Here is a 21,080-nt window from a genome sequence, read left to right as displayed (position 1 = left end):
CGAACGCTCCGATACGTTGCAATGACGTATCGTTTGCCCGGCCGCCAAGCCGGGATTTTTTTGCCCGCTACCGGCCGCCACGAAAACAGAAACGGCGCGCTCCGACATGGAGCGCGCCGTTTTTCTTTGCCGTACGGCTCGACCGGCTTTGCCGCGCCCGCATGTCGTCACGCAGGCGCGGTGCACCGCGTTACTTCTTCTTGACGGGCGGCAGATCGGTACAGACGCCTTCATACAACTCGGCCGCCATGCCGATCGATTCGCCGAGCGTCGGATGCGGATGGATCGTCTTGCCGATATCCGTTGCGTCCGCGCCCATCTCGATCGCGAGACAGACTTCGCTGATCAGGTCGCCCGCATTCAGACCGACGATACCGCCGCCGATCACGCGATGCGTTTGCTCATCGAACAGCAGCTTCGTGAAGCCCTCGTCGCGACCGTTGGCGATCGCGCGACCCGATGCGGCCCACGGGAACACCGCCTTGCCGAACTTGACGCCTTCGGCTTTCAGCTGGTCTTCCGTCTTGCCGGCCCATGCCACTTCCGGATCGGTGTAGGCCACCGACGGAATCTGCAGCGCGTCGAAGTACGCCTTCTCGCCATGCGCGGCTTCCGCCGCCACGTGGCCTTCGTGCACGGCCTTGTGCGCGAGCATCGGCTGACCGACGATGTCGCCGATCGCGAAGATGTGCGGCACATTCGTGCGCTGTTGCCTGTCGACTTCGATGAAGCCGCGATCCGTCGCCGCGACGCCGGCCTTTTCCGCGCCGATCCGCTTGCCGTTCGGCGAGCGGCCGACGGCCACCAGCACGAGGTCGTAGCGTTGCGGCTCGGCCGGCGCCTGCTCGCCCTCGAACGACACGTAGATACCGTCGTCCTTCGCTTCGGCGGCGACGGTCTTGGTCTTCAGCATCACGTTCGCGAAACGCTTGCTGTTGTACTTTTCCCAGACCTTGACCAGATCGCGGTCCGCGCCGGTCATCAGGTCTTCGAGCATTTCGACGACGTCGATCTGCGCGCCGAGCGTCGAGTACACGGTCGCCATTTCGAGACCGATGATGCCGCCGCCGATCACGAGCATGCGCTGCGGAATCTGGCGCAGTTCGAGCGCGCCGGTCGAATCGACGACCCGCGGATCTTCCGGAATGAACGGCAGCTTCACCGCTTCCGAGCCCGCTGCGATGATCGCCTGCTTGAACCTGACGACCTTCTTGCCGCCCTCGGTCTGCACTTCCATGTGGTTCGGATCGGCGAACGCACCCGTACCGACCACCACTTCGACCTTGCGCGCCTTCGCCATGCCGGCGAGACCGCCGGTCAGCTTCTTGACCACGCCGGACTTGAAATCGCGCAGCTTGTCGAGATCGATCTGCGGCTTGCCGAACGTGATGCCGTGGGCGGCAAGATCAGCCGCTTCGTCGATGACGAGCGCGGTGTGCAGCAGCGCCTTCGACGGGATGCAGCCGACGTTCAGACACACGCCGCCGAGCGTCGGATAACGCTCGACCAGCACGGTCTTCATGCCGAGGTCGGCGGAGCGGAACGCGGCCGAATAACCGCCGGGGCCCGAACCGAGCACGAGCATGTCGCACTCGATGTCGGCGCTGCCCGAATAGCTGCCGGCTTGCGCAGCCGCTGCGGCGGCCTTCGGCGCCGCAGCGGCAGGCGCCGGCGCGGGAGCCGCCTTCTCGGGCGCTTTCGGCGCCGGCGCGGCCGCAGCCGCGCCGCCCGCCGTTGCCTCGACGAGCGCGATGACCGTGCCCTGCGAGACCTTGTCGCCCGGCTTGATACGCACTTCCTTGACGGTGCCGGCGGTATCGCTCGGCACTTCCATCGACGCCTTGTCGGATTCGAGCGTCAGCAGCGACTGCTCTTTTTCGATGGTGTCGCCCGGCTTGATGTTGACTTCGATGACGTCGACGTCCTTGAAGTCACCGATGTCCGGCACTTTTACTTCGACGAGACTCATGGTGTCCCCTTCTCTTATTGATCGATGATGAGCGGCGCATTCGACGCGCACAGCGCACGCGAGTGCGAACGCGCGGACGGCGCGAGGCGGATCGGTCGAAACCATCCGCGCCCGCGCCGGCGAACCTCACCAGCCGGTCAAAGAATCACACGCCGGAAATCGGCAAGAATCGAACCGAGGTATGCGTTGAAGCGCGCGGCTTCCGCTCCGTCGATCACGCGATGGTCGTACGACAGCGACAGCGGCATGGTCAGGCGCGGCTCGAACTGCTTGCCGTCCCACACCGGCTTCATCGCGCTGCGCGACAGGCCGAGAATCGCGACTTCAGGCGCATTGATGATCGGCGTGAAGTGCGTGCCGCCGATACCGCCCAGCGACGAGATCGAGAAGCAGCCGCCCTGCATCTGGTCCGGCTTCAGCTTGCCCTCGCGCGCGGCCTTCGACAGGTCGGCCATTTCCTTCGCGATGTCGACGAGGCCCTTCTTGTCCGCGTCGCGAATCACCGGCACCATGAGGCCGTTCGGCGTGTCAGCGGCAAAACCGATGTGGTAGTACTGCTTGAACACCAGGTTGTCGCCGTCGAGGCTCGCGTTGAAGGTCGGGAATTTCTTCAGGGCCGCCACGCAGGCCTTGATCACGAACGCGAGCATCGTGAACTTGACGCCCGCCTTCTCGTGTTCCTTGTTCAGCTTGACACGCAGCGCTTCGAGCTCGGTGATGTCCGCTTCGTCGTTGTTCGTGACGTGCGGAATCATGACCCAGTTGCGATGCAGGTTCGCGCCCGAGATCTTCTTGATGCGCGACAACGGCTTCGGATCGATCGGACCGAACTTCGTGAAGTCGACCTTCGGCCACGGCAGCAGATTCAGCTCGCCACCGCCGGCGGCCGGCGCCGCCGCACCAGCCGGCGCCGCGCGCTGGCCCGTCATCACTCCCTTCACGAACGCGGTCACGTCGGCCTGCGTAATGCGGCCCTTCGGACCGGTGCCCTTCACCTGGCCGACGTCCACCCCGAGTTCGCGCGCGAACTTGCGCACCGACGGCGACGCATGGCTCGGATGACGCGAGCCGCCTTCTCCAGCCGGGATCAGCGGCGCCTGCGCGAGCGCGGACGGCGCGGCCGGTGCCGGAGTCGGCGTGGCCGGCGCGTCGGACGGCATTTCAGTCGGCGCCTTCGCGGCCGGTGCCGGGGCAGCGCCGCCTTCCGCTTCGATCACGACGATGACCGAGCCTTCCGACACGGTATCGCCAACCTTGACCTTCACTTCCTTGACGACACCGGCGGCCGAGCTGGGCACATCCATCGTCGCCTTGTCGGATTCGAGCGTGACGAGCGACTGTTCCTTCTCGACACGATCGCCGACCTTCACCGCGATCTCGATCACGGGGACGTCTTTGTAGTCGCCGATATCCGGCACCTTGATTTCCTGCACGCCGCCGCCTGCCGCCGCGGGGGCGGGCGCCGCAGCGGGAGCTGCCGCCGGCGCAGGAGCAGGAGCAGGAGCCGGAGCAGGAGCAGGAGCAGCCGCCGCGGGCGCCGCGGCAGTGGCGTTGGCGCCTTCCAGCACGATGATCAGCGTGCCTTCGGACACCGCATCGCCGACCTTGACCTTCACTTCCTTGACGACGCCGTCGGCCGAGCTCGGCACGTCCATCGTCGCCTTGTCGGATTCCAGCGTAACGAGCGATTGCTCTTTTTCGACGGTGTCACCCGCCTTCACCAGCACCTCGATCACAGGGATGTCCTTGTAATCGCCGATGTCCGGCACCTTGACTTCGATCGCTTGACTCATTGTTAGTGTCTCCTGGGCCGCGCACGCCGCCTGCCCCTCGCGATGAGGAGCGGGCGCGTACGCCATGGCACACGGGTGATGCCTTAGACGGTCATCGGGTTGGGTTTGGCGGGATCAAGGTCGTACTTCTTGAGCGCCTCGGCGACCACCTTGCGTTCGATCGTGCCTTCGTCCGCCAGCGCGTTCAACGCGGCGACCGTGACCCAGTAGCGATCGACTTCGAAGAAGTGACGCAGCTTTTCGCGCGTGTCCGAACGGCCGTAGCCGTCGGTGCCCAGCACGACGAACTTCTGCGGCACGAACGCGCGGATCTGCTCGGTCAGCGCGCGCACGTAGTCGGTCGATGCGATGACCGGACCCGGCGCATCCTTCAGCAGCTTCTCGACGTGCGACAGCTTCTTCTCTTCGGTCGGGTGCAACAGGTTCCAGCGCTGCACTTCGTGACCTTCGCGCGCGAGCTCGGTGAAGCTCGGCACGCTCCACAAGTCGGCGTTGACGCCCCAGTCGTTTTTCAGCAGGTCGGCCGCGGCGATCACTTCGTTGAAGATCGTGCCTGCGCCCATCAGTTGCACGTGCGGCGCCTTTTTATCGGCTGCGGTCTTGCTGAACGAGTACATGCCCTTGATGATGTCGGCCGCCACGGTCTCGCCCTGCGGAATCGCCGGGTGCTCGTAGTTCTCGTTCATCACGGTGACGTAGTAGTAGACGTCTTCCTGGTCGGCGACCATGCGGCGCAGACCGTCCTGCACGATGACCGCGAGTTCGTAGCCGAACGTCGGGTCGTAGCTGATGCAGTTCGGCACCGAAGCCGCCCACATCAGCGAGTGGCCGTCTTCGTGTTGCAGGCCTTCGCCGTTCAGCGTCGTGCGGCCCGCCGTGCCGCCCAGCAGGAAGCCGCGCGAGCGCATGTCGCCAGCGGCCCATGCGAGGTCGCCGATGCGCTGGAAGCCGAACATCGAGTAGAAGATGTAGAACGGGATCATGATCTCGCCGTGCGTCGAGTACGACGTCGCGGCCGCGATCCAGTCGGCCATGCCGCCGGCTTCGTTGATGCCCTCCTGCAGGATCTGACCGGTCTCCGACTCACGGTAGAACATCAGCTGGTCGGAATCTTCCGGCACGTACTTCTGGCCGTCCTGATTCCAGATACCGATCTGACGGAACAGACCTTCCATGCCGAACGTACGCGATTCGTCCGGCACGATCGGCACGACGCGCTTGCCGAGCGTCTTGTCCTTCAGCAGGATGTTCAGGATCCGCACGAACGCCATCGTCGTGGAGATCTCGCGGCCTTCGCCCGTGCCCTTGAGCAGCGGCTCGAATGCCGACAGTTCCGGCACCGGCAGCGACTCGGCCTTCTGACGACGCGCCGGGAGATAGCCGCCGAGGTCCATGCGCTTCTGGCGCATGTATTCGAGTTCCTTCGAGCCTTCCTCGAACGTCAGGTACGGCACGTCGACGATCTGCTCGTCCGTGATCGGTAGACGGAACTGGTCGCGGAACTTCTTCAGCTGCTCCACCTGCATCTTCTTCTGCTGGTGGGTGATGTTCATCGCCTGGCCGGCTTCGCCCATGCCGTAGCCTTTGATCGTCTTCGCGAGGATGACGGTCGGCTGGCCCTTCGAATTCGACGCTTCCGTGAACGCCGCGTAGATCTTGTGCGGATCATGGCCGCCGCGGTTCAGATTCCAGATGTCGTCGTCGGACCAGTCGGCGACGAGCGCCTTCAGCTCCGGCGTGTTGAAGAAGTGCTCGCGCACGAACGCGCCCGACTCTGACTTGTACGTCTGGTACTCGCCGTCGACGACTTCCATCATGCGGCGCATCAGCACGCCCGACTTGTCGCGCGCGAACAGCGCGTCCCAGCGGCTGCCCCAGATGACCTTGATGACGTTCCAGCCCGCGCCGCGGAATTCGCTTTCGAGTTCCTGGATGATCTTGCCGTTGCCGCGCACCGGACCGTCGAGACGCTGCAGGTTGCAGTTGATCACGAACACGAGGTTGTCCAGACGCTCGCGGCCGGCCATGCCGATCGCGCCGAGCGATTCCGGCTCATCCGTTTCGCCGTCGCCGAGGAAGGCCCAGACCTTGCGGCCGTCGGTCTTCGCGATGCCGCGCGCCTGCAGGTACTTCATGAAGCGCGCCTGGTAGATCGCCATGATCGGGCCCAGGCCCATCGATACGGTCGGGAATTGCCAGAAGTCCGGCATCAGCCACGGATGCGGATACGACGAGATGCCCTCGCCGCCGACTTCCTGGCGGAAGTTGTCGAGCTGCTTGTCGGTCAGACGACCGAGCAGGAACGCGCGCGAGTAGACGCCCGGCGACGAGTGGCCCTGCACGAACACGAGGTCACCGCCATGCTCGGCCGACGGTGCGTGCCAGAAGTGGTTGTAGCCGACGTCGTACAGCGTGGCGGCCGACGCGAACGACGCGATGTGGCCGCCGACGTTGGTTTCCTTGCCGGCGCGCAGCACCATCGCCATCGCGTTCCAGCGGGTGTATGAGCGGATACGGTGCTCGATGTCCTGGTCGCCGGGGTTCTTGGCCTGGCGCGCGACCGGAATCGTGTTGATGTAAGGAGTGTTAGCCGAGAACGGCAGATGTTCGCCGTGCACGCGTGCGAATTCGATCTGTTTTTCGATCAGGTAGTGGGCACGGTCAGGGCCAACAGCAGAAATCACGCCATCCAGCGCTTCCAGCCATTCGCCGGTTTCCTGGGGATCGTCGTCTTTATCGGCGGCGACATATTTCATGACTTCGTCGGGTACAGCGGACATGCTCGTCTCCTGGGTATGGGAACGCACTTTTGAACAGACGACGCGGACGCAGGAATGGCCGCGGCAGCTCCGGCCGATTGTAATGAGGGTCCAGACGTCAGCGCAACCAAATTTTCAAATTACGAGATCAATTCTCATAATGCGGAAAATTGCTGCAACGCAACCTGGTTTGACTGCCGATCGACTGATCCGTCGGCTAGTTTGCGCCGATCAACTGCACTTTCCGTGCTTTTTTGCGTCATTTGTCGGGGACGTGCTGAGCTACAATGCCACGCATGTTGACCGAACGGCTCTTCTCTCGCTCGGCGCGCACCGCGGGTTCGCCGGCGGATTCGTCGCCGTCCTCGCGCTGGCACCACGGACCCTGGTGGTCCAATTCCTATTTGCTGACGCCGCTCCTGTCGATCCTGGTGTTCCTGGTCGTCATGAGCCTGATTCTGTGGAGTCTGAACCGGCGCGAGCAGCAACAGCAGGAAGACACGCTGTACCGCAACGTCGCGTGGGCGCAGCAGCAGATCCGCCTGTCGATGACGGGCGCGCAGGAGCAGATCCAGGCGCTCGCGCGCGACCTCGCCGCCGGCCATGCCGACGAGCATTCGTTCCAGGTGAGCACCACGGACATCATGCAGGGGCATCCTGAGATCCTCTACATGAACTGGTACACGGGCCAGCAGCAGCCGCGCTGGCCCAACGCCGCGCCCCCGGTGCTCGGCCAGCGGCTCGCGCGTCCGAACGACGCGCAGATGGACGAGGCTGTCAAGGCCGGCTTCGCCGAGGCGCGCAACACGCGCCGCCAGGTGTACTCGCCGCTCATCTACGACGACCTCGGCAACGGCTTCATCACGCTGCAAACGCCGATCTTCCGCGACCGCGATTTCCTCGGCACCATCGCCGCGGTGTTCTCGGTGGAAGGCATTCTGAAGCGCGACATCCCGCCCGAGCTGTCGGCCAAATACAAGATCTCGATCATCGACGTGAACAACCGCGAGTTGACCACCACGTCGACCCGCCCGCGCCTGCCGCGCGACATGTTCTACGACCTGCCGCTCGACCCGCCGGGCCAAGGCATTTCGGTGCGCGTGTACGCGTTCCCGCAGATCACCAACTTCACGAACAACACGCTGGTGTGGCTGGTGGCCGGCCTCTCCTGCTTCGTGCTGTGGAGCCTGTGGAGTCTGTGGAAGCACACGCGCCAGCGCTTCGAGGCGCAGCAGGCGCTCTACGCGGAAGCGTTTTTCCGCCGCGCGATGGAAAATTCGGTGCTGATCGGCATGCGCGTGCTCGACATGCACGGCCGCATCACGCACGTGAATCCGGCGTTCTGCCGGATGACCGGCTGGGACGAAAGCGACCTCGTCGGCAAGAGCGCGCCGTTCGCTTACTGGCCGCGCGATGCATACCCCGAAATGCAGCGCCAGCTCGACATGACACTGCGTGGCAAGGCGCCCTCGTCCGGCTTCGAGTTGCGCGTGCGGCGCAAGGACGGCTCGACGTTCCACGCGCGGCTCTACGTGTCGCCGCTGATCGACAGCTCGGGCCGCCAGACCGGCTGGATGTCGTCGATGACCGACATCACCGAGCCGAAGCGCGCGCGCGAAGAACTCGCCGCCGCCCACGAACGCTTCACGACCGTGCTCGAAAGCCTCGATGCCGCGGTGTCCGTGCTCGCCGCCGATGAAGCCGAGCTGCTGTTCGCGAACCGCTACTACCGGCATCTGTTCGGCATCCGCCCGGACGGCCACCTCGAACTCGCGGGCGGCGGCTTCGACAGCTCGCAGGCGTCGTCCGATTCGATCGACATGGTCGACACCTTCGTCGGCCTGCCCGCCGCCGCGCTGACCGAAAGCGCCGCCGACGCGCAGGAAATCTACATCCCCGGCATCCAGAAGTGGTTCGAGGTGCGACGCCAGTACATCCAGTGGGTCGACGGCCATCTTGCGCAGATGCAGATCGCGACCGACATCACGACCCGCAAGCGCGCGCAGGAACTCGCGCGCCAGCAGGACGAGAAGCTGCAGTTCACGAGCCGCCTGATGACGATGGGTGAAATGGCCTCGTCGCTCGCGCACGAACTGAACCAGCCGCTCGCCGCCATCAATAACTATTGCTCCGGAACCGTCGCACTGGTTAAATCCGGTCGAACGACGCCCGACAATCTGCTGCCGGTGCTCGAAAAGACTGCGCAGCAGGCGGTGCGCGCCGGCATGATCATCAAGCGCATCCGCGAGTTCGTGAAGCGCAGCGAGCCGAAGCGGCAGGCCACGCGGGTCGCGGATATCGTCGCGGACGCGGTGGGTCTCGCTGAAATCGAGGCAAGGAAGCGGCGCATTCGCATCGTTACGGATCTGCGCTCGCGGCTGCCGGTGATCTACGTCGATCCGGTGCTGATCGAGCAGGTGCTCGTGAACCTGCTGAAGAACGGCGTCGAAGCGATGGCCGAAGCGCGCCCGAACGCGGTCGACCCAGTCATCCGCGTGGTCGTGCGACTGGAGAGCGGATTCGTTTGCATCAGCGTCGTCGACCAGGGGCCCGGCGTCGACGAAGCGACCGCCGAGCGTCTGTTCGAACCGTTTTACAGCACCAAGTCCGATGGCATGGGCATGGGGCTGAACATTTGCCGTTCGATTATCGAATCGCACCGCGGCCGTCTGTGGGTGGTCAACAACGTCGAATCCGACGGCCACATCACGGGCGCCACGTTCCATTGCAGTCTGCCCATTGGGGAGCCTGACGGCCCGAGCAACGGCGGGTCCGAGGCGCCGATACCACAAACCGTTACGGGAGAGCTATGAACAGCCCAGTCACCACACAGGAAACCGTCTTTGTCGTCGACGACGACGAGGCCGTGCGAGATTCGCTGCGCTGGCTGCTGGAGGCGAACGGCTACCGCGTTCAGTGCTTCTCGAGCGCCGAGCAGTTCATCGACGCATGGCAGCCGCATCAGCATCCGGGCCAGATCGCGTGTCTGATCCTCGACGTGCGGATGTCCGGCATGAGCGGGCTCGAGTTGCAGGAACGCCTGATCGCCGACAACGCGTCGTTGCCGATCATCTTCGTGACGGGCCACGGCGACGTGCCGATGGCGGTGTCGACGATGAAAAAAGGCGCGATGGACTTCATCGAAAAGCCGTTCGACGAAGCCGAACTGCGCAAGCTCGTCGAGCGCATGCTCAACAAGGCACGCAGCGAAAGCACCAGCGTCCAGCAGCAGCGCGCCGCGGCCGAGCGCCTCGGCAAGTTGACCGCGCGCGAGCATCAGGTGCTCGAGCGGATCATCGCGGGCCGCCTGAACAAGCAGATCGCCGACGACCTTGGCATCAGCATCAAGACGGTCGAAGCGCATCGCGCGAACATCATGGAAAAGCTGAACGTCAACACGGTCGCCGATCTGCTGCGACTCGCGCTGTCGAACAAGCCGCAAACGGCGCAGTAACAGAGGCACGGGCGGCCCTTCGTTCGGAGGGGCCGTTGGTACGTGGCCGCCATCCGTGGCGGTTGCGTCGCCGGTTCGCGACGGCCTGACCGACGCCGAGTCCGGCGTGCGAGCGGCCTGCCCCGGCGCTCGCAGTGCGCTTCCTTGCTGCCACAGGACCGCCGCCTCACATCCCGGACGCTCCCACGCGCGCCGCGCGCCCCGAATCCACTGCGGAAGCACGCCCCCGCGCCGGTATAATGTTGGACTTCGCGGCGACGCCTTGCCCGAACCCGCAGCGCGCCTGTCGCAGGGCGACGGGGCTCCGTCAGCCAGCCGAAGCACGCCGTCGCGCCCCTCCGCGCGAGCGCTTCGCCCCGCCTGCCAAATCGCCTGTCCCGACCTGATTCCCGATCCCAATCTCGACCCAACGTTCGACCGACCATGACAGCCAAACTGATCGACGGCCTCGCCCTCTCCAAGACCCTGCGCGCCGACGTCGCGGCGCGCGCCGCCGCCCTGACCGCCCGCGGCCATCAGCCGGGCCTCGCCGTGATTCTGGTCGGCGACAATCCGGCCAGCGAAGTGTATGTGCGCAACAAGGTAAAGGCCTGCCACGACAACGGCCTCGGCTCGTCGTTTGACCGCTATCCGGCCAATCTGCCCGAAGCCGACCTGCTCGCGCGCATCGACGAGCTGAATCGCGATCCGGCCATCCACGGCATTCTCGTGCAGTTGCCGCTGCCGAAGCACATCGACAGCCACAAGGTGATCGAGGCGATCGCGCCCGAGAAGGACGTCGACGGTTTCCACGTCGCCAATGCGGGCGCGCTGTTGACGGGTCAGCCGCTGTTCCGTCCGTGCACGCCGTACGGCGTGATGAAGATGTTCGAGGCCTACGGCATCGATCTGAAGGGCGCGAACGCGGTCGTGATCGGCCGCTCGAACATCGTCGGCAAGCCGATGGCGCTGCTGCTGCTCGAAGCGGGCGCGACCGTCACGATCTGCCACAGCAAGACGCGCGATCTGGCCGCGCACACGCGCAACGCCGACGTCGTGGTCGCCGCGACCGGTCTGCGCAACATCCTGACCGCGGACATGGTGAAGCCGGGCGCGACCGTGATCGATGTCGGCATGAATCGCGACGACGCCGGCAAGCTGTGCGGCGACGTCGACTTCGCGGGTGTCAAGGAAGTGGCCGGCCACATCACGCCGGTGCCGGGCGGCGTCGGCCCGATGACGATCACGATGCTGCTCGTCAACACGATCGAAGCGGCCGAGCGCGGGGCGGACGCGGCCAAGGCGTAACCGCCGGGCGGCGAGCGCGAGGCGGAGTGAGGCGACTCATCCGTCTCGTCCACCGGGACATCACCCGCCCTTCTCTCTCGCAGAAGCACCACCTCCTTACCGCGTCGCCGGAACACGCGGCCCACGCCACGCCCCGCCCCAACGCGCGCCCAACACGCCGCAACATCTGTTAATTTGTCAGCCGATGGATTGGAATCGGCGCCCCCCGCCCCAATAATGTCCATAGCCGGTGCCGCCATGCGCCGAGCGTCGAGCGACCCACCACGAGACGGCACGCGCGAGCGCCGCACCGCCCCCTTCACCCGCGTCAGACAGGAAGCCTTATGTCCACTACCGCCACGCATCAAGACAACCCGCTCCTCGATTTTTCCGATCTGCCGCGCTTTGGCTCCATCCGACCCGAACACGTGACGCCCGCCCTCGACGTGCTGCTCGCCGACGCGGCGGCCGCCGTCGAGCGTGCCGCGCTGCCGGCCACGCCCGCGTCGTGGGCCGACGTCGTCGAACCGGTCGAGCGCGCCACCGAGCCGCTGTCGCGCGCGTGGAGCGTGATCGGTCATCTCAATGCCGTCGCCGATACGCCCGAGCTGCGCGCCGTGTACGGCGAAAACCTGCCGCGCGTGACCGAGTTCTGGTCGAGCGTCGGCCAGAATCTCGCGCTCTACGAGAAGTACAAGGCACTGAACGCCAGCGACGAATTCGCATCGCTGAACGGCGAACGCAAAAAAATCCTCAGCAACGCGCTGCGTGATTTCCGTCTGTCCGGCGCCGAGTTGCCGGAAGACCAGAAGCCGCGTTTCGCCGAATTGCAGGAGCGCCAGGCGGCGCTGTCGAAGGCATTTTCGGATCACGTGCTCGATGCGACCAACGCGTATGCGTACATCGTCGATGCGGGCAACGAAACGCAACTGGCGGGGCTGCCCGAAGACGTGATCGAAGCCGCGAAGGAAGCGGCTGTACGCGACGGCAAGACCGGCTACAAGTTCACGCTGCACTTCCCGTCGTATTTCCCGGTCATGCAGTACTCGGAGAACCGTCCGATGCGTGAAGCGATGTATCGCGCGTACGTGACGCGCGCGTCCGAACTCGGCGCGCAATACGGCAACGGCAATACCGAGTGGGACAACACCCAGGTGCTCGCCGACGAACTGAAGCTGCGCGCCGAAGAAGCGCAGATGCTCGGCTACGGCAACTTCGCCGAAGTGTCGCTCGCACCGAAGATGGCCGAATCGCCGGCGCAGGTAATGGCCTTCCTCGAAGACCTCGCGACGCGCGCGCGTCCGCATGCCGAGCAGGACTGGAAAGAGCTGCGCGAATTTGCGGCGAGCGAACTCGGCATGACCGAGCTGCAGCCGTGGGATATGACGTTCGCCGCCGAGCGTCTGCGTCAGAAGCGCTATTCGTTCTCGGAAAACGAAGTGAAGCAGTACTTCCCGGAAGACGCGGTGTTCAAGGGCCTGTTCAAGGTCACCGAGACGCTGTTTGGCGTGCGCATCCGCCGCGACGAAGCGGCCGTCTGGCATCCGGACGTGCGCTTCTTCCGCGTCGAGAATCAGGACGGCGGCCTCGTCGCGCAGTTCTATCTCGACCTGTATGCACGCGAAGGCAAGCGCGGCGGCGCATGGATGGACGACGCGCGCGGCCGTCACAAGCTCGCGCATGGCGCGGTGCAAACGCCGGTCGCGTATCTAACCTGTAATTTCTCGGCGCCGGTCGGCGGCAAGCCCGCCTGCTTTACGCACGACGAAGTGATCACACTGTTCCATGAGTTCGGCCACGGCTTGCATCACATGCTCACGCGCGTCGATGAGCTCGGCGTGTCGGGCATCAACGGTGTCGAATGGGATGCGGTTGAGCTGCCTTCGCAGTTCATGGAGAACTTCTGCTGGGAGTGGGACGTGCTGTCCGACATGACCTCGCACGTCGATACCGCCAAGCCGTTGCCGCGCGAGCTGTTCGACAAGATGCTCGCCGCGAAAAACTTCCAGAGCGGCCTCGGCACGCTGCGGCAGATCGTGTTCTCGATGTTCGACATGCAACTGCATACGGGCTTCGATGCGAACGGCGCGAAGAGCGCCAACGAACTCGCGCGCGAAATCAACGAGCGCTTCCATGTCGTGCCGCAAGCGCCGTTCTCGCGTTGGCCGAATACGTTCAGCCATATTTTCGCGGGCGGTTACGCGGCCGGCTACTACAGCTACAAGTGGGCGGAAGTGCTGTCGGCCGACGCGTACGCGGCGTTCGAGGAAGCCGCGCAAGCCGCGGGCAGCGTGCTCGATCAGACGACCGGCATGCGTTATCGTCGCGAGATTCTCGAAGTGGGCGGCAGCCGTCCGGCGATGGAATCGTTCAAGGCGTTTCGTGGCCGCGAGCCGAATATCGATGCGCTGCTGCGGCATAACGGCATGGCGCCGGGTGCCGCGCACTGAGCGATTGAAACGTCGCGATGATCGTTCGGCCTGGATGCGATGGCGCTGAATGAACGATGCCGATAGAAAAACCGGCGGTCTGCGCAAGCAGGCCGCCGGTTTTTCATTGATGCGCGAGATACGTCGCTACGCGCGATGCAGCTTGAAATCGACCTGCTCAGGCCGCCCTTCTAGCGATAACGACACGCTCGCGGCCGGCGCGCGGCCGACCACCCTGCCCCGGCTCACCACCACGAGCCGCGCGGCGCGCAGACGGATCGCCTCGAGCTCGTCGCGCGCATCGAGCACGACGAGATTGGCCGCGCATCCGGGCGCGATGCCATAGTCTTCCAGACCGAGAATGCGCGCCGCGTTCACGGTCACCGCGTCGAAACAGGCGTGCATGCCGTCGACGCTGGTCATCTGCGCAACATGCAGGCCCATCTGCGCGACTTCGAGCATGTCGGCCGAACCGAGGCTGTACCACGGGTCCATCACGCAGTCGTGGCCGAACGCGACGGTGATGCCCGCGGCCAGCATCTCCGGCACCCGCGTCATGCCACGCCGTTTCGGGTATGTGTCGCTGCGGCCTTGCAGCGTGATGTTGATCAGCGGATTCGCGATCGCCGCGACGCCCGACTCGCGCATCAGCGGCAACAGCTTGCTCACGTAGTAGTTGTCCATCGAATGCATCGACGTCAGGTGCGAACCGGCGACACGTCCGTGCAGGCCGAGCCGGTGCGTTTCGGCCGCGAGCGTTTCGATGTGGCGCGACAGCGGATCGTCCGATTCGTCGCAATGCATGTCGACGCGCAGGCCCTTTTCGGCCGCGTACTCGCACAGCATGCGCACCGACCGGGCGCCGTCGGCCATCGTCCGCTCGAAATGCGGAATGCCGCCGACCACGTCGACGCCCATGTCGATCGCGCGCTTCAGATTGTCGAACGCACCGGCGCTGCGCAGCAGACCGTCTTGCGGGAAGGCAACCAATTGCAGATCGAGATACGGCGCGACGCGGCGCTTCACTTCGAGCAATGCCTCGACCGCGAGCAGACGCGGATCGCACACGTCGACGTGGCTGCGGATCGCGAGCAGGCCGCGCGCGACCGCCCAATCGCAATACTGCATCGCGCGTTCGATCAACGCCTGCTGCGTGAGCTGGGGCTTCAGCTCGCCCCATAGCGCGATGCCTTCGAGCAGCGTGCCCGACGCGTTCACGCGCGGCAAACCGTACGACAGCGTCGCGTCCATATGGAAATGCGGGTCGACGAATGGCGGCGTGACGAGCGAACCGGCCGCGTCGATTTCGTCGCGCGCGCTCGCGGCCAGGTTCGGCTCGATGGCGACGATACGGCCCGCGTCGACGCCGATGTCGATTGGGGACTGGTGATGCGGGGACAGCTGGGCGGCACTGCGGGGCAGCGTCGCGCGGCGGATGATCAGATCCATGTTCGCTCCGGTTGATCGCGTTCGGACTCGCTACGATTCTATCGGCGCCAGAAAAATGCGGGCACCGATGCGTACCGGCGCGCAGGCCGAAATCCGTACCGGCTGCGCGCGATGCGACGCGCCTATACTCGCCGTTTCGGCCATGCATTGACGGAGCGTACAGATGAAAACGATCGGCGTGATCGGCGGAATGAGCTGGGAGTCGTCCACCGAGTACTACCGGCTGCTGAACCGCCACGCGAAGGCGCGGCTCGGCGGACATCACAACGCGCGCAGTCTGCTGTTGACCGTCGATTTCGCGTCGATCGAGGCGAACCAGCGCGCCGGCGACTGGCACGCGCTCGGCGAGCAGATGGCCGACGCCGCGCGCCAGCTCGAACGCGGCGGCGCCGATCTCGTGATCCTTGCGACGAACACGATGCATCGCGTGTGCGAATCGATCGAGCAGGCAATCACGGTGCCGTTCCTGCACATCGCCGATCCGACCGGCGCGGCGCTGCGCGCGGCGGGCATCGAGCGCGTGGGCCTGCTCGGCACGCGCTACACGATGGAGCAGACGTTCTATATGGGCCGGCTGCGCGAGCGCTATGGACTCGACACGCTCGTGCCTGATGAGGACGAACGCGCGGACGTGCACCGCATCATTTACGACGAGCTATGCCACGGTAACGTGGCCGACGCGTCGCGCAAGGTTTATCAACGCGTGATCGAGCACCTGGCCGCGCGTGGCGCGCAGGCGGTGATACTCGGTTGCACCGAGATCACGCTGCTGATCAAGCCGGAAGATTCGGTGCTGCCTGTGTTCGATACTACTGCGTTGCATGCGCAGGCGGCGGTGGAGTGGGCGATCGGGTCGGAGTGAGGATGGCTTGGGGCCTGGATCGCACGCGAAACGTGCTGCGCGTGCTCACACGCACACGGCCTGCGCAGCGTAGCTGCCACAAGCAGAAACAACCGTTGAAAGTCAAAAAGCCCGCATGGCTTGCGCGATGCGGGCTTTCAACAATGCTTTGGTTGCGGGGGTAGGATTTGAACCTACGACCTTCGGGTTATGAGCCCGACGAGCTGCCAGACTGCTCCACCCCGCGTCAGAGAAAAAAGAGTATATCGGATCGCTGACACAACGTCAAATGTTGGCGCGAAATACATATCGAGTGCGGTCGAGCAAGCGGCACATTCGCGCGGCGCGATGCGTCGCACGCGCTACGAAACATCGCAACGGCAAGTTGCACACTCCCCGCTCGCGCACGTGGATTAGATGCGGGACTAACGCGAATCGGAGCAACTGGCCGGGACTTCATTCATCGAGCCTCGCCCGCGCGAACGCAACAACGCAAGAAGCTATCTTCATCGTTGAGCGGAACTTGATATGACGTATCCACCGGATGCAATTCTTGCTGCGCTGCCCCTGAAAACCTCTTTGCTCAAGTTGCGCAGGCATCGGCACCCATGCACGAGGAATCAACACGGCATTTAAATTTTTCTGCCGGAGCACGGTCGCCCATGCTCATGCGTATTGCGGAAGGTCGCGACTCCTCGAGCGGCTCGGCTTGGAAAACGAAGGCCTCGCGCGTGCGTATCTGAAGATCGACGGCGCGTGAGCCGATCATGTGCTGACATCGCGAATCAACTCGCGCGACTGACGCCGATAGCCATGCAAGCGCCGCAGCGCGCCGCGCGGCCCTTGCTGCGCGACCACCGCCACCGCCTGAAACGCGACCGGCGCAAACACCAGCCCGAGCAAGGTCGCCGTCACGACGCCGCCGAACACGCCCGTACCGATCGACCGGCGGCTTTCCGCACCGCCGCCGCTCGCCAGCACCAGCGGCACGACGCCCAGCAGGAACGCCGACGACGTCATCACGATCGGGCGAAATCGCGCGCCCGCCGCGCGTATCACCGCGCGCGTCAGCGGCACGCCGCGTAGGCTCAGGTCGCGCGCGAATTGCACGATCAAGATCGCGTTTTTCGCGGACAAGCCGATCACTGTGATCATCCCAACCTTGAAGTAGACGTCGTTCGGCATGCCGCGCATCAGCATCGCCGCAATGGCGCCGACTACGCCAAGCGGTACGACCATTAACACCGCGAGCGGAATCGTCCAGCTTTCGTATAGCGCGGCCAGCGCCATGAACACCGCCAGCAGCGACAGTCCGAGCAGCAACGGCGTCAGCCGCGCCGCCGCGCGTTCTTCGCGCGCCGCATCGACCCAGTCGAACGCGATGCCCGCAGGCAAGCTCGCCGCGAGCCGCTCCATCGCCTCCATCGCCGCCCCCGAACTGACACCGCTCGCCGCACGGCCGTTCAGATCGAGCGACGGATAGCCGTTGTAGCGCGTCAATGCGACTGGCCCGATGGTCCAGCGGCGCGTCGCAACCGACGACAGCGGCACCATCGCGCCCGACTGGTTCGGCACCGACAACGCCAGCAGATCGGTTTCCGTCATCCGCGTCGACGCATCGCCCGCCACCAGTACGCGGCGCATCCGGCCATCCGCCGGAAAATCGTCGACGTAGTACGAGCCAAAGGTGCTGCGAAACACGTCCGCAATCCGGTCGAACGATACGCCGAGTGCGTACGCCTTCGCGCGGTCCACGTCGAGTTCGATACGCGGCGCGTCGGGCAGATCCTCGAAATGAATCGACGCCAGCGACGGATCGGCCTTCGCGCGCTCGGCAAGCTGGTCGCGGGCGGCCTTCAACGCGTCGCGGCCCAAGCCGCCGCGATCTTCGAGCCGGAACGTGAAGCCGTCCGAATGCCCGACGCCCGGCACCGACGGCGGCAATTGCGCCTGCACGTTGCCGTCGAGAATCCGGCTGAACGACCGGTTCAACGTGTCGCGCAGCGTCATCGCATCAACGCCGCGCTGGCCCCAGTCTTTCAGCGTGACGAATGACATCGCTACGTTCTGTCCGCTGCCCTCGAAACTCCAGCCGATCACGCTTGTCACGTTCGCCACCGCCGTTTGCATGCGCAAAATCGACTCGGTCTTTTCGACGACGGCGAGCGTGCGCGCCTGCGTCGCGCCGGCCGGCAACTGGATCATCACCTGCAGCTGGCCCTGGTCTTCGACGGGCAGGAAGCCGCCCGGCATCCGCCAGTACAACGCGCCGCACAGCAGCAGCAATACGGCATACACCGCGAGCAGCGGCCCGACCCGGCGCATCGCGGCGGCCGTCATGGCCCGGTAGGCGCGCGACGCGCGATCAAAGCCCTGTTCGAAATGCGTCGAGAGGCGGGCGGCAACGCCACGCAAACCGCGTCGCGCGTCTCGCTGACGGACCGATTGCGCAGGCGCGCCCAGCAGGTTCGCGCACAACGCGGGCGTCAACGAAAGCGCCATGAAAGACGACACCAGCATCGACGCAATCATCGCGACCGCGAATTGCCGGTAAATCCCACCGACGCCGCCAGGAAAGAACGCCATCGGCACGAACACGGCGGTCAGCACCGCCGTCACGCCGACGATCGCACCGCCGATCTGTTTCATCGCTTTCAATGTCGCGTCGCGCGGCGCCATGCCCTCTTCGTCCATCACGCGATGCACGCTCTCGACCACCACGATCGCGTCGTCGACCAGAATGCCGATCGCCAGCACGAGGCCGAACATCGTGAACACGTTGATCGACAAGCCGAATGCGTACATCGTGGCAAACGCACCCATCAGCGTGACCGGAATCACCACAGTCGGCACCAGCGCGTAGCGCAGATCGCGCAGGAACAGCCACATCACGAGAAACACCAGCACGATCGCCTCGGCCAGCGTGATCAGCACTTCGCGAATTGCAACGTTGACGAAGCGCGCGCTATCGAACGGCACCTGAACCGCGACGCCCGGCGGCAAACGGTTCGCCAGTTCCGCGAGCCGCGCCCGAATCGCGTCCGATGTTTCGAGCGCGTTGCCGCGCGGCCCGAGTTGAATCCCGACCGTCGCCGACGGCTTGCCGTTCAGGCGCGACCAGAACGTATAGTTGTCGCGGCCGATCTCGACCCGCGCGACATCGGCAAGCCGCACTGCCGAGCCGTCGGGGTGCGCTTTCAGCACGATCTGGCCGAATTCCTCCGGCGACAGCAACTGCCCTTTGACGTTCACCGACGCGGTCAGCTGCTGGCCGTCCACCAGCGGCGCGTCGCCGAGTGTGCCTGCCGCGACGCTCACGTTTTGCGCGGCAATCGCGGCGTTGACGTCGGACGCGGCGAGGCCGAATTCGCGCAGCTTCATCGGATCGAGCCAGATGCGCAACGCTTCGTCGGCGTCCCACAGTTGCGCGGAACCGACGCCCGGCGCGCGCTTCAGTTCGCGCATGATGTCGCGGCTGAAGATGTCGCTCAGTTGCGCGGAATCGCGCGTGCCATCGGTGGATGTCAGCGCGACCAGCATCAGGAAAGTGTTGGCGGCCTTGAAAACGCTGATACCCTGCTGCACCACCTGTTGCGGCAAACGCGGCTCGACCTGCTTGAGCCGGTTCTGCACGTCCATCATCGCGATATCGGGGTTGGTGCCGGGCGCGAAGGTCGCCGCGATTTCAAGGTTGCCGAGGCCGTCGCTGCCGGTTTCGTAGTAAAGCATCCCGTCGGCACCGTCGAGACTTTCTTCGATGATACTGCCAACGTTCGCATCCACGGCTTCCGTCGACGCACCCGGATAGACGGCGTCGATCACGATACGCGGCGGCGCGAGTCGCGGATATTGCGCGACCGGCAGTTGCGTCAACGCGAGCGCGCCCGCGATGATTACCGCAAGCGCCAGAATCCACGCAAAGACCGGTCGGTCGATAAAAAAGGCGGCCAAGGCATGCTCACGCGTGTGGGTTCGGTGCGAGCGCGACCGGCGAAGCGAACACCGGCGCATCGGCGAATCGGGCCATATGGAATGCATCGACCAGCTTGCCGTCGCGCATCGCGAACGCTGGCGAGCGTCCTTCCTCGACGAAACCGAAGCGCTGGTACAGGGCGATCGCGCGGTGGTTGTCGACGAACACGGTCAACTCCAGCCGACGCAGGCCGAGCAGCGTATCCGCGCACTCGACGGCCGCCGCGAGCAGCGCCGTGCCGACGCCGCGCCCGACGTAATCGTCATGCACGGACAGACCGATTCCCGCGCAATGCGCCATCCGGTGCATGCGCGGCAACACATCGATCATCCCGACCACGCGACCGCCCGCCTCGGCGCACAGTCCGAGCGTGTCCGCGGGCATTTTTTCGAGCCAGCTCCCGACCGTCGCGTTCGAGCGATACGGCGTCTGCAACGTGCCATGCCGCGCGCCGGGGCAGTTCATCAACGAAGTGATCGCGTCGAGGTCGGACACTTCGCGGGCGCGGATAATCACATGCGCCGTGTCAGGTTTCAACGAGACGTTCATACGGTCGCCTCGATTTCCGCTTGCAGATGACCCATCGGCGCGCGTAAGCGGCCCATGAACACCGAGTCGATCAGCATGCCGTCGCGCAGCACGGCGCCGCGAAAGGTCGCTTCGTGCGAAAAACCGAACTTGCGATACAGCGCAATCGCGCGATGGTTGTCGGCGAACACGTTCAGCTCGAGACGGCGCAGCCCGTACCAGTTGTCGGCGGCTTCGATCAGTTCGGCCATCAGCCGCGTGCCGACGCCCTTTCCCTGCCAGTCGTCGTGCACGCTGATACCCAGCCAGCCGCTATGCGCGCGACGCAGCGCGCCTGGATGCAGATCTGCCGCGCCGACCAGCGTATCGCCCACCAGCGCTGCAATCGCCATCGACGGCGCCGCGAGCTTCGCGAGCCAGCCTTGAGTCTGCTGCAAGGTCGGATACGGACGCATCGGGTTCTGGCGCATCACACCGGGGCATGAACGCAGCGCGTGGAGTTGCGCGGCGTCGTCCGGATGCAGCGGCCTGATGCCGATCTCGAACGGTTCGGCCCCGAACCGTGTCGTGCTCTCAAATATTGTCGTTGGTTCTGTCATTGTTATGGCGTTCAGTCTGT

At 64.9% G+C, this 21,080-nt stretch carries 12 protein-coding genes and 1 tRNA gene; 5 read left to right on the top strand and 8 right to left on the bottom strand.

Features of this window, described 5'->3' with window-relative positions; translation table 11 throughout:
- Positions 1–190: 190 nt before the first annotated feature.
- From lpdA to aceE, 3 genes are all read right to left on the bottom strand, one after another.
- On the bottom strand, positions 191–1,969 hold the full coding sequence (gene lpdA / locus OKW44_RS36630; RefSeq protein ID WP_018417516.1) for a dihydrolipoyl dehydrogenase: 1,779 nt from the start codon (positions 1,967–1,969) through the stop codon (positions 191–193).
- A 137-nt stretch (positions 1,970–2,106) separates the two neighbouring features.
- Positions 2,107–3,762: a dihydrolipoyllysine-residue acetyltransferase gene (gene aceF / locus OKW44_RS36625; RefSeq protein ID WP_018417515.1), complete on the bottom strand. Its 1,656-nt coding sequence runs from the start codon at positions 3,760–3,762 to the stop codon at positions 2,107–2,109.
- An 83-nt stretch (positions 3,763–3,845) separates the two neighbouring features.
- Positions 3,846–6,542 carry a pyruvate dehydrogenase (acetyl-transferring), homodimeric type gene (gene aceE, locus OKW44_RS36620; RefSeq protein WP_018417514.1) on the bottom strand — a complete coding sequence of 899 codons (2,697 nt, stop codon included), beginning with the start codon at positions 6,540–6,542 and terminating at the stop codon, positions 3,846–3,848.
- 275 nt (positions 6,543–6,817) lie between these two features.
- Between aceE and fixL the strand changes: the two genes are divergently transcribed.
- The 4 genes from fixL (at position 6,818) to OKW44_RS36600 (ending at position 13,691) form a co-directional block, all read left to right on the top strand.
- Complete coding sequence (fixL, locus tag OKW44_RS36615; RefSeq protein WP_035470140.1) at positions 6,818–9,334, top strand: oxygen sensor histidine kinase FixL; 2,517 nt, start codon at positions 6,818–6,820, stop codon at positions 9,332–9,334.
- A complete protein-coding gene (gene fixJ, locus OKW44_RS36610; protein WP_018417512.1) occupies positions 9,331–9,975 on the top strand; it encodes an oxygen response regulator transcription factor FixJ in 645 nt (214 codons plus the stop codon). Before fixL ends, fixJ begins: the two co-directional genes overlap by 4 nt.
- A gap of 423 nt (positions 9,976–10,398) precedes the next feature.
- Positions 10,399–11,262: a bifunctional methylenetetrahydrofolate dehydrogenase/methenyltetrahydrofolate cyclohydrolase FolD gene (gene folD, locus OKW44_RS36605; RefSeq protein ID WP_018417511.1), complete on the top strand. Its 864-nt coding sequence runs from the start codon at positions 10,399–10,401 to the stop codon at positions 11,260–11,262.
- A 323-nt stretch (positions 11,263–11,585) separates the two neighbouring features.
- A complete protein-coding gene (locus OKW44_RS36600; protein WP_018417510.1) occupies positions 11,586–13,691 on the top strand; it encodes a M3 family metallopeptidase in 2,106 nt (701 codons plus the stop codon).
- A gap of 126 nt (positions 13,692–13,817) precedes the next feature.
- Here OKW44_RS36600 and OKW44_RS36595 read toward each other — a convergent pair whose 3' ends face one another.
- On the bottom strand, positions 13,818–15,119 hold the full coding sequence (locus tag OKW44_RS36595) for an amidohydrolase family protein (protein WP_018417509.1): 1,302 nt from the start codon (positions 15,117–15,119) through the stop codon (positions 13,818–13,820).
- Between the two features lie 163 nt (positions 15,120–15,282).
- Here OKW44_RS36595 and OKW44_RS36590 point away from each other — a divergent pair, with 163 nt between their 5' ends.
- Positions 15,283–15,981: an aspartate/glutamate racemase family protein gene (locus tag OKW44_RS36590; protein WP_018417508.1), complete on the top strand. Its 699-nt coding sequence runs from the start codon at positions 15,283–15,285 to the stop codon at positions 15,979–15,981.
- A 149-nt stretch (positions 15,982–16,130) separates the two neighbouring features.
- Here the strand turns inward: OKW44_RS36590 and OKW44_RS36585 are convergent.
- The 4 genes from OKW44_RS36585 to OKW44_RS36570 all read right to left on the bottom strand — a co-directional run bounded on the left by OKW44_RS36585 (position 16,131) and on the right by OKW44_RS36570 (position 21,060).
- A tRNA-Met gene (locus OKW44_RS36585) sits at positions 16,131–16,207 on the bottom strand.
- Positions 16,208–16,725: 518 nt separating this feature from the next.
- Positions 16,726–19,911, bottom strand: a complete 3,186-nt coding sequence (locus OKW44_RS36580) for a multidrug efflux RND transporter permease subunit (protein WP_018417507.1) — start codon at positions 19,909–19,911, stop codon at positions 16,726–16,728.
- A 7-nt stretch (positions 19,912–19,918) separates the two neighbouring features.
- Positions 19,919–20,482, bottom strand: coding sequence for a GNAT family N-acetyltransferase (locus OKW44_RS36575; RefSeq protein WP_018417506.1), 564 nt, complete (start codon positions 20,480–20,482; stop codon positions 19,919–19,921).
- On the bottom strand, positions 20,479–21,060 hold the full coding sequence (locus tag OKW44_RS36570; protein ID WP_018417505.1) for a GNAT family N-acetyltransferase: 582 nt from the start codon (positions 21,058–21,060) through the stop codon (positions 20,479–20,481). The genes OKW44_RS36575 and OKW44_RS36570 overlap by 4 nt, the downstream gene beginning before the upstream one ends.
- Between the last annotated feature and the right edge of the window lie 20 nt (positions 21,061–21,080).

The sequence above is a fragment of the Paraburkholderia lebeckiae genome, from assembly GCF_050436325.1.
GTDB classification, from domain to species: domain Bacteria; phylum Pseudomonadota; class Gammaproteobacteria; order Burkholderiales; family Burkholderiaceae; genus Paraburkholderia; species Paraburkholderia tuberum.
The sequence above is the reverse complement of the archived record's forward strand: the minus strand, read 5'-3'. Positions and strand labels throughout refer to the sequence as shown.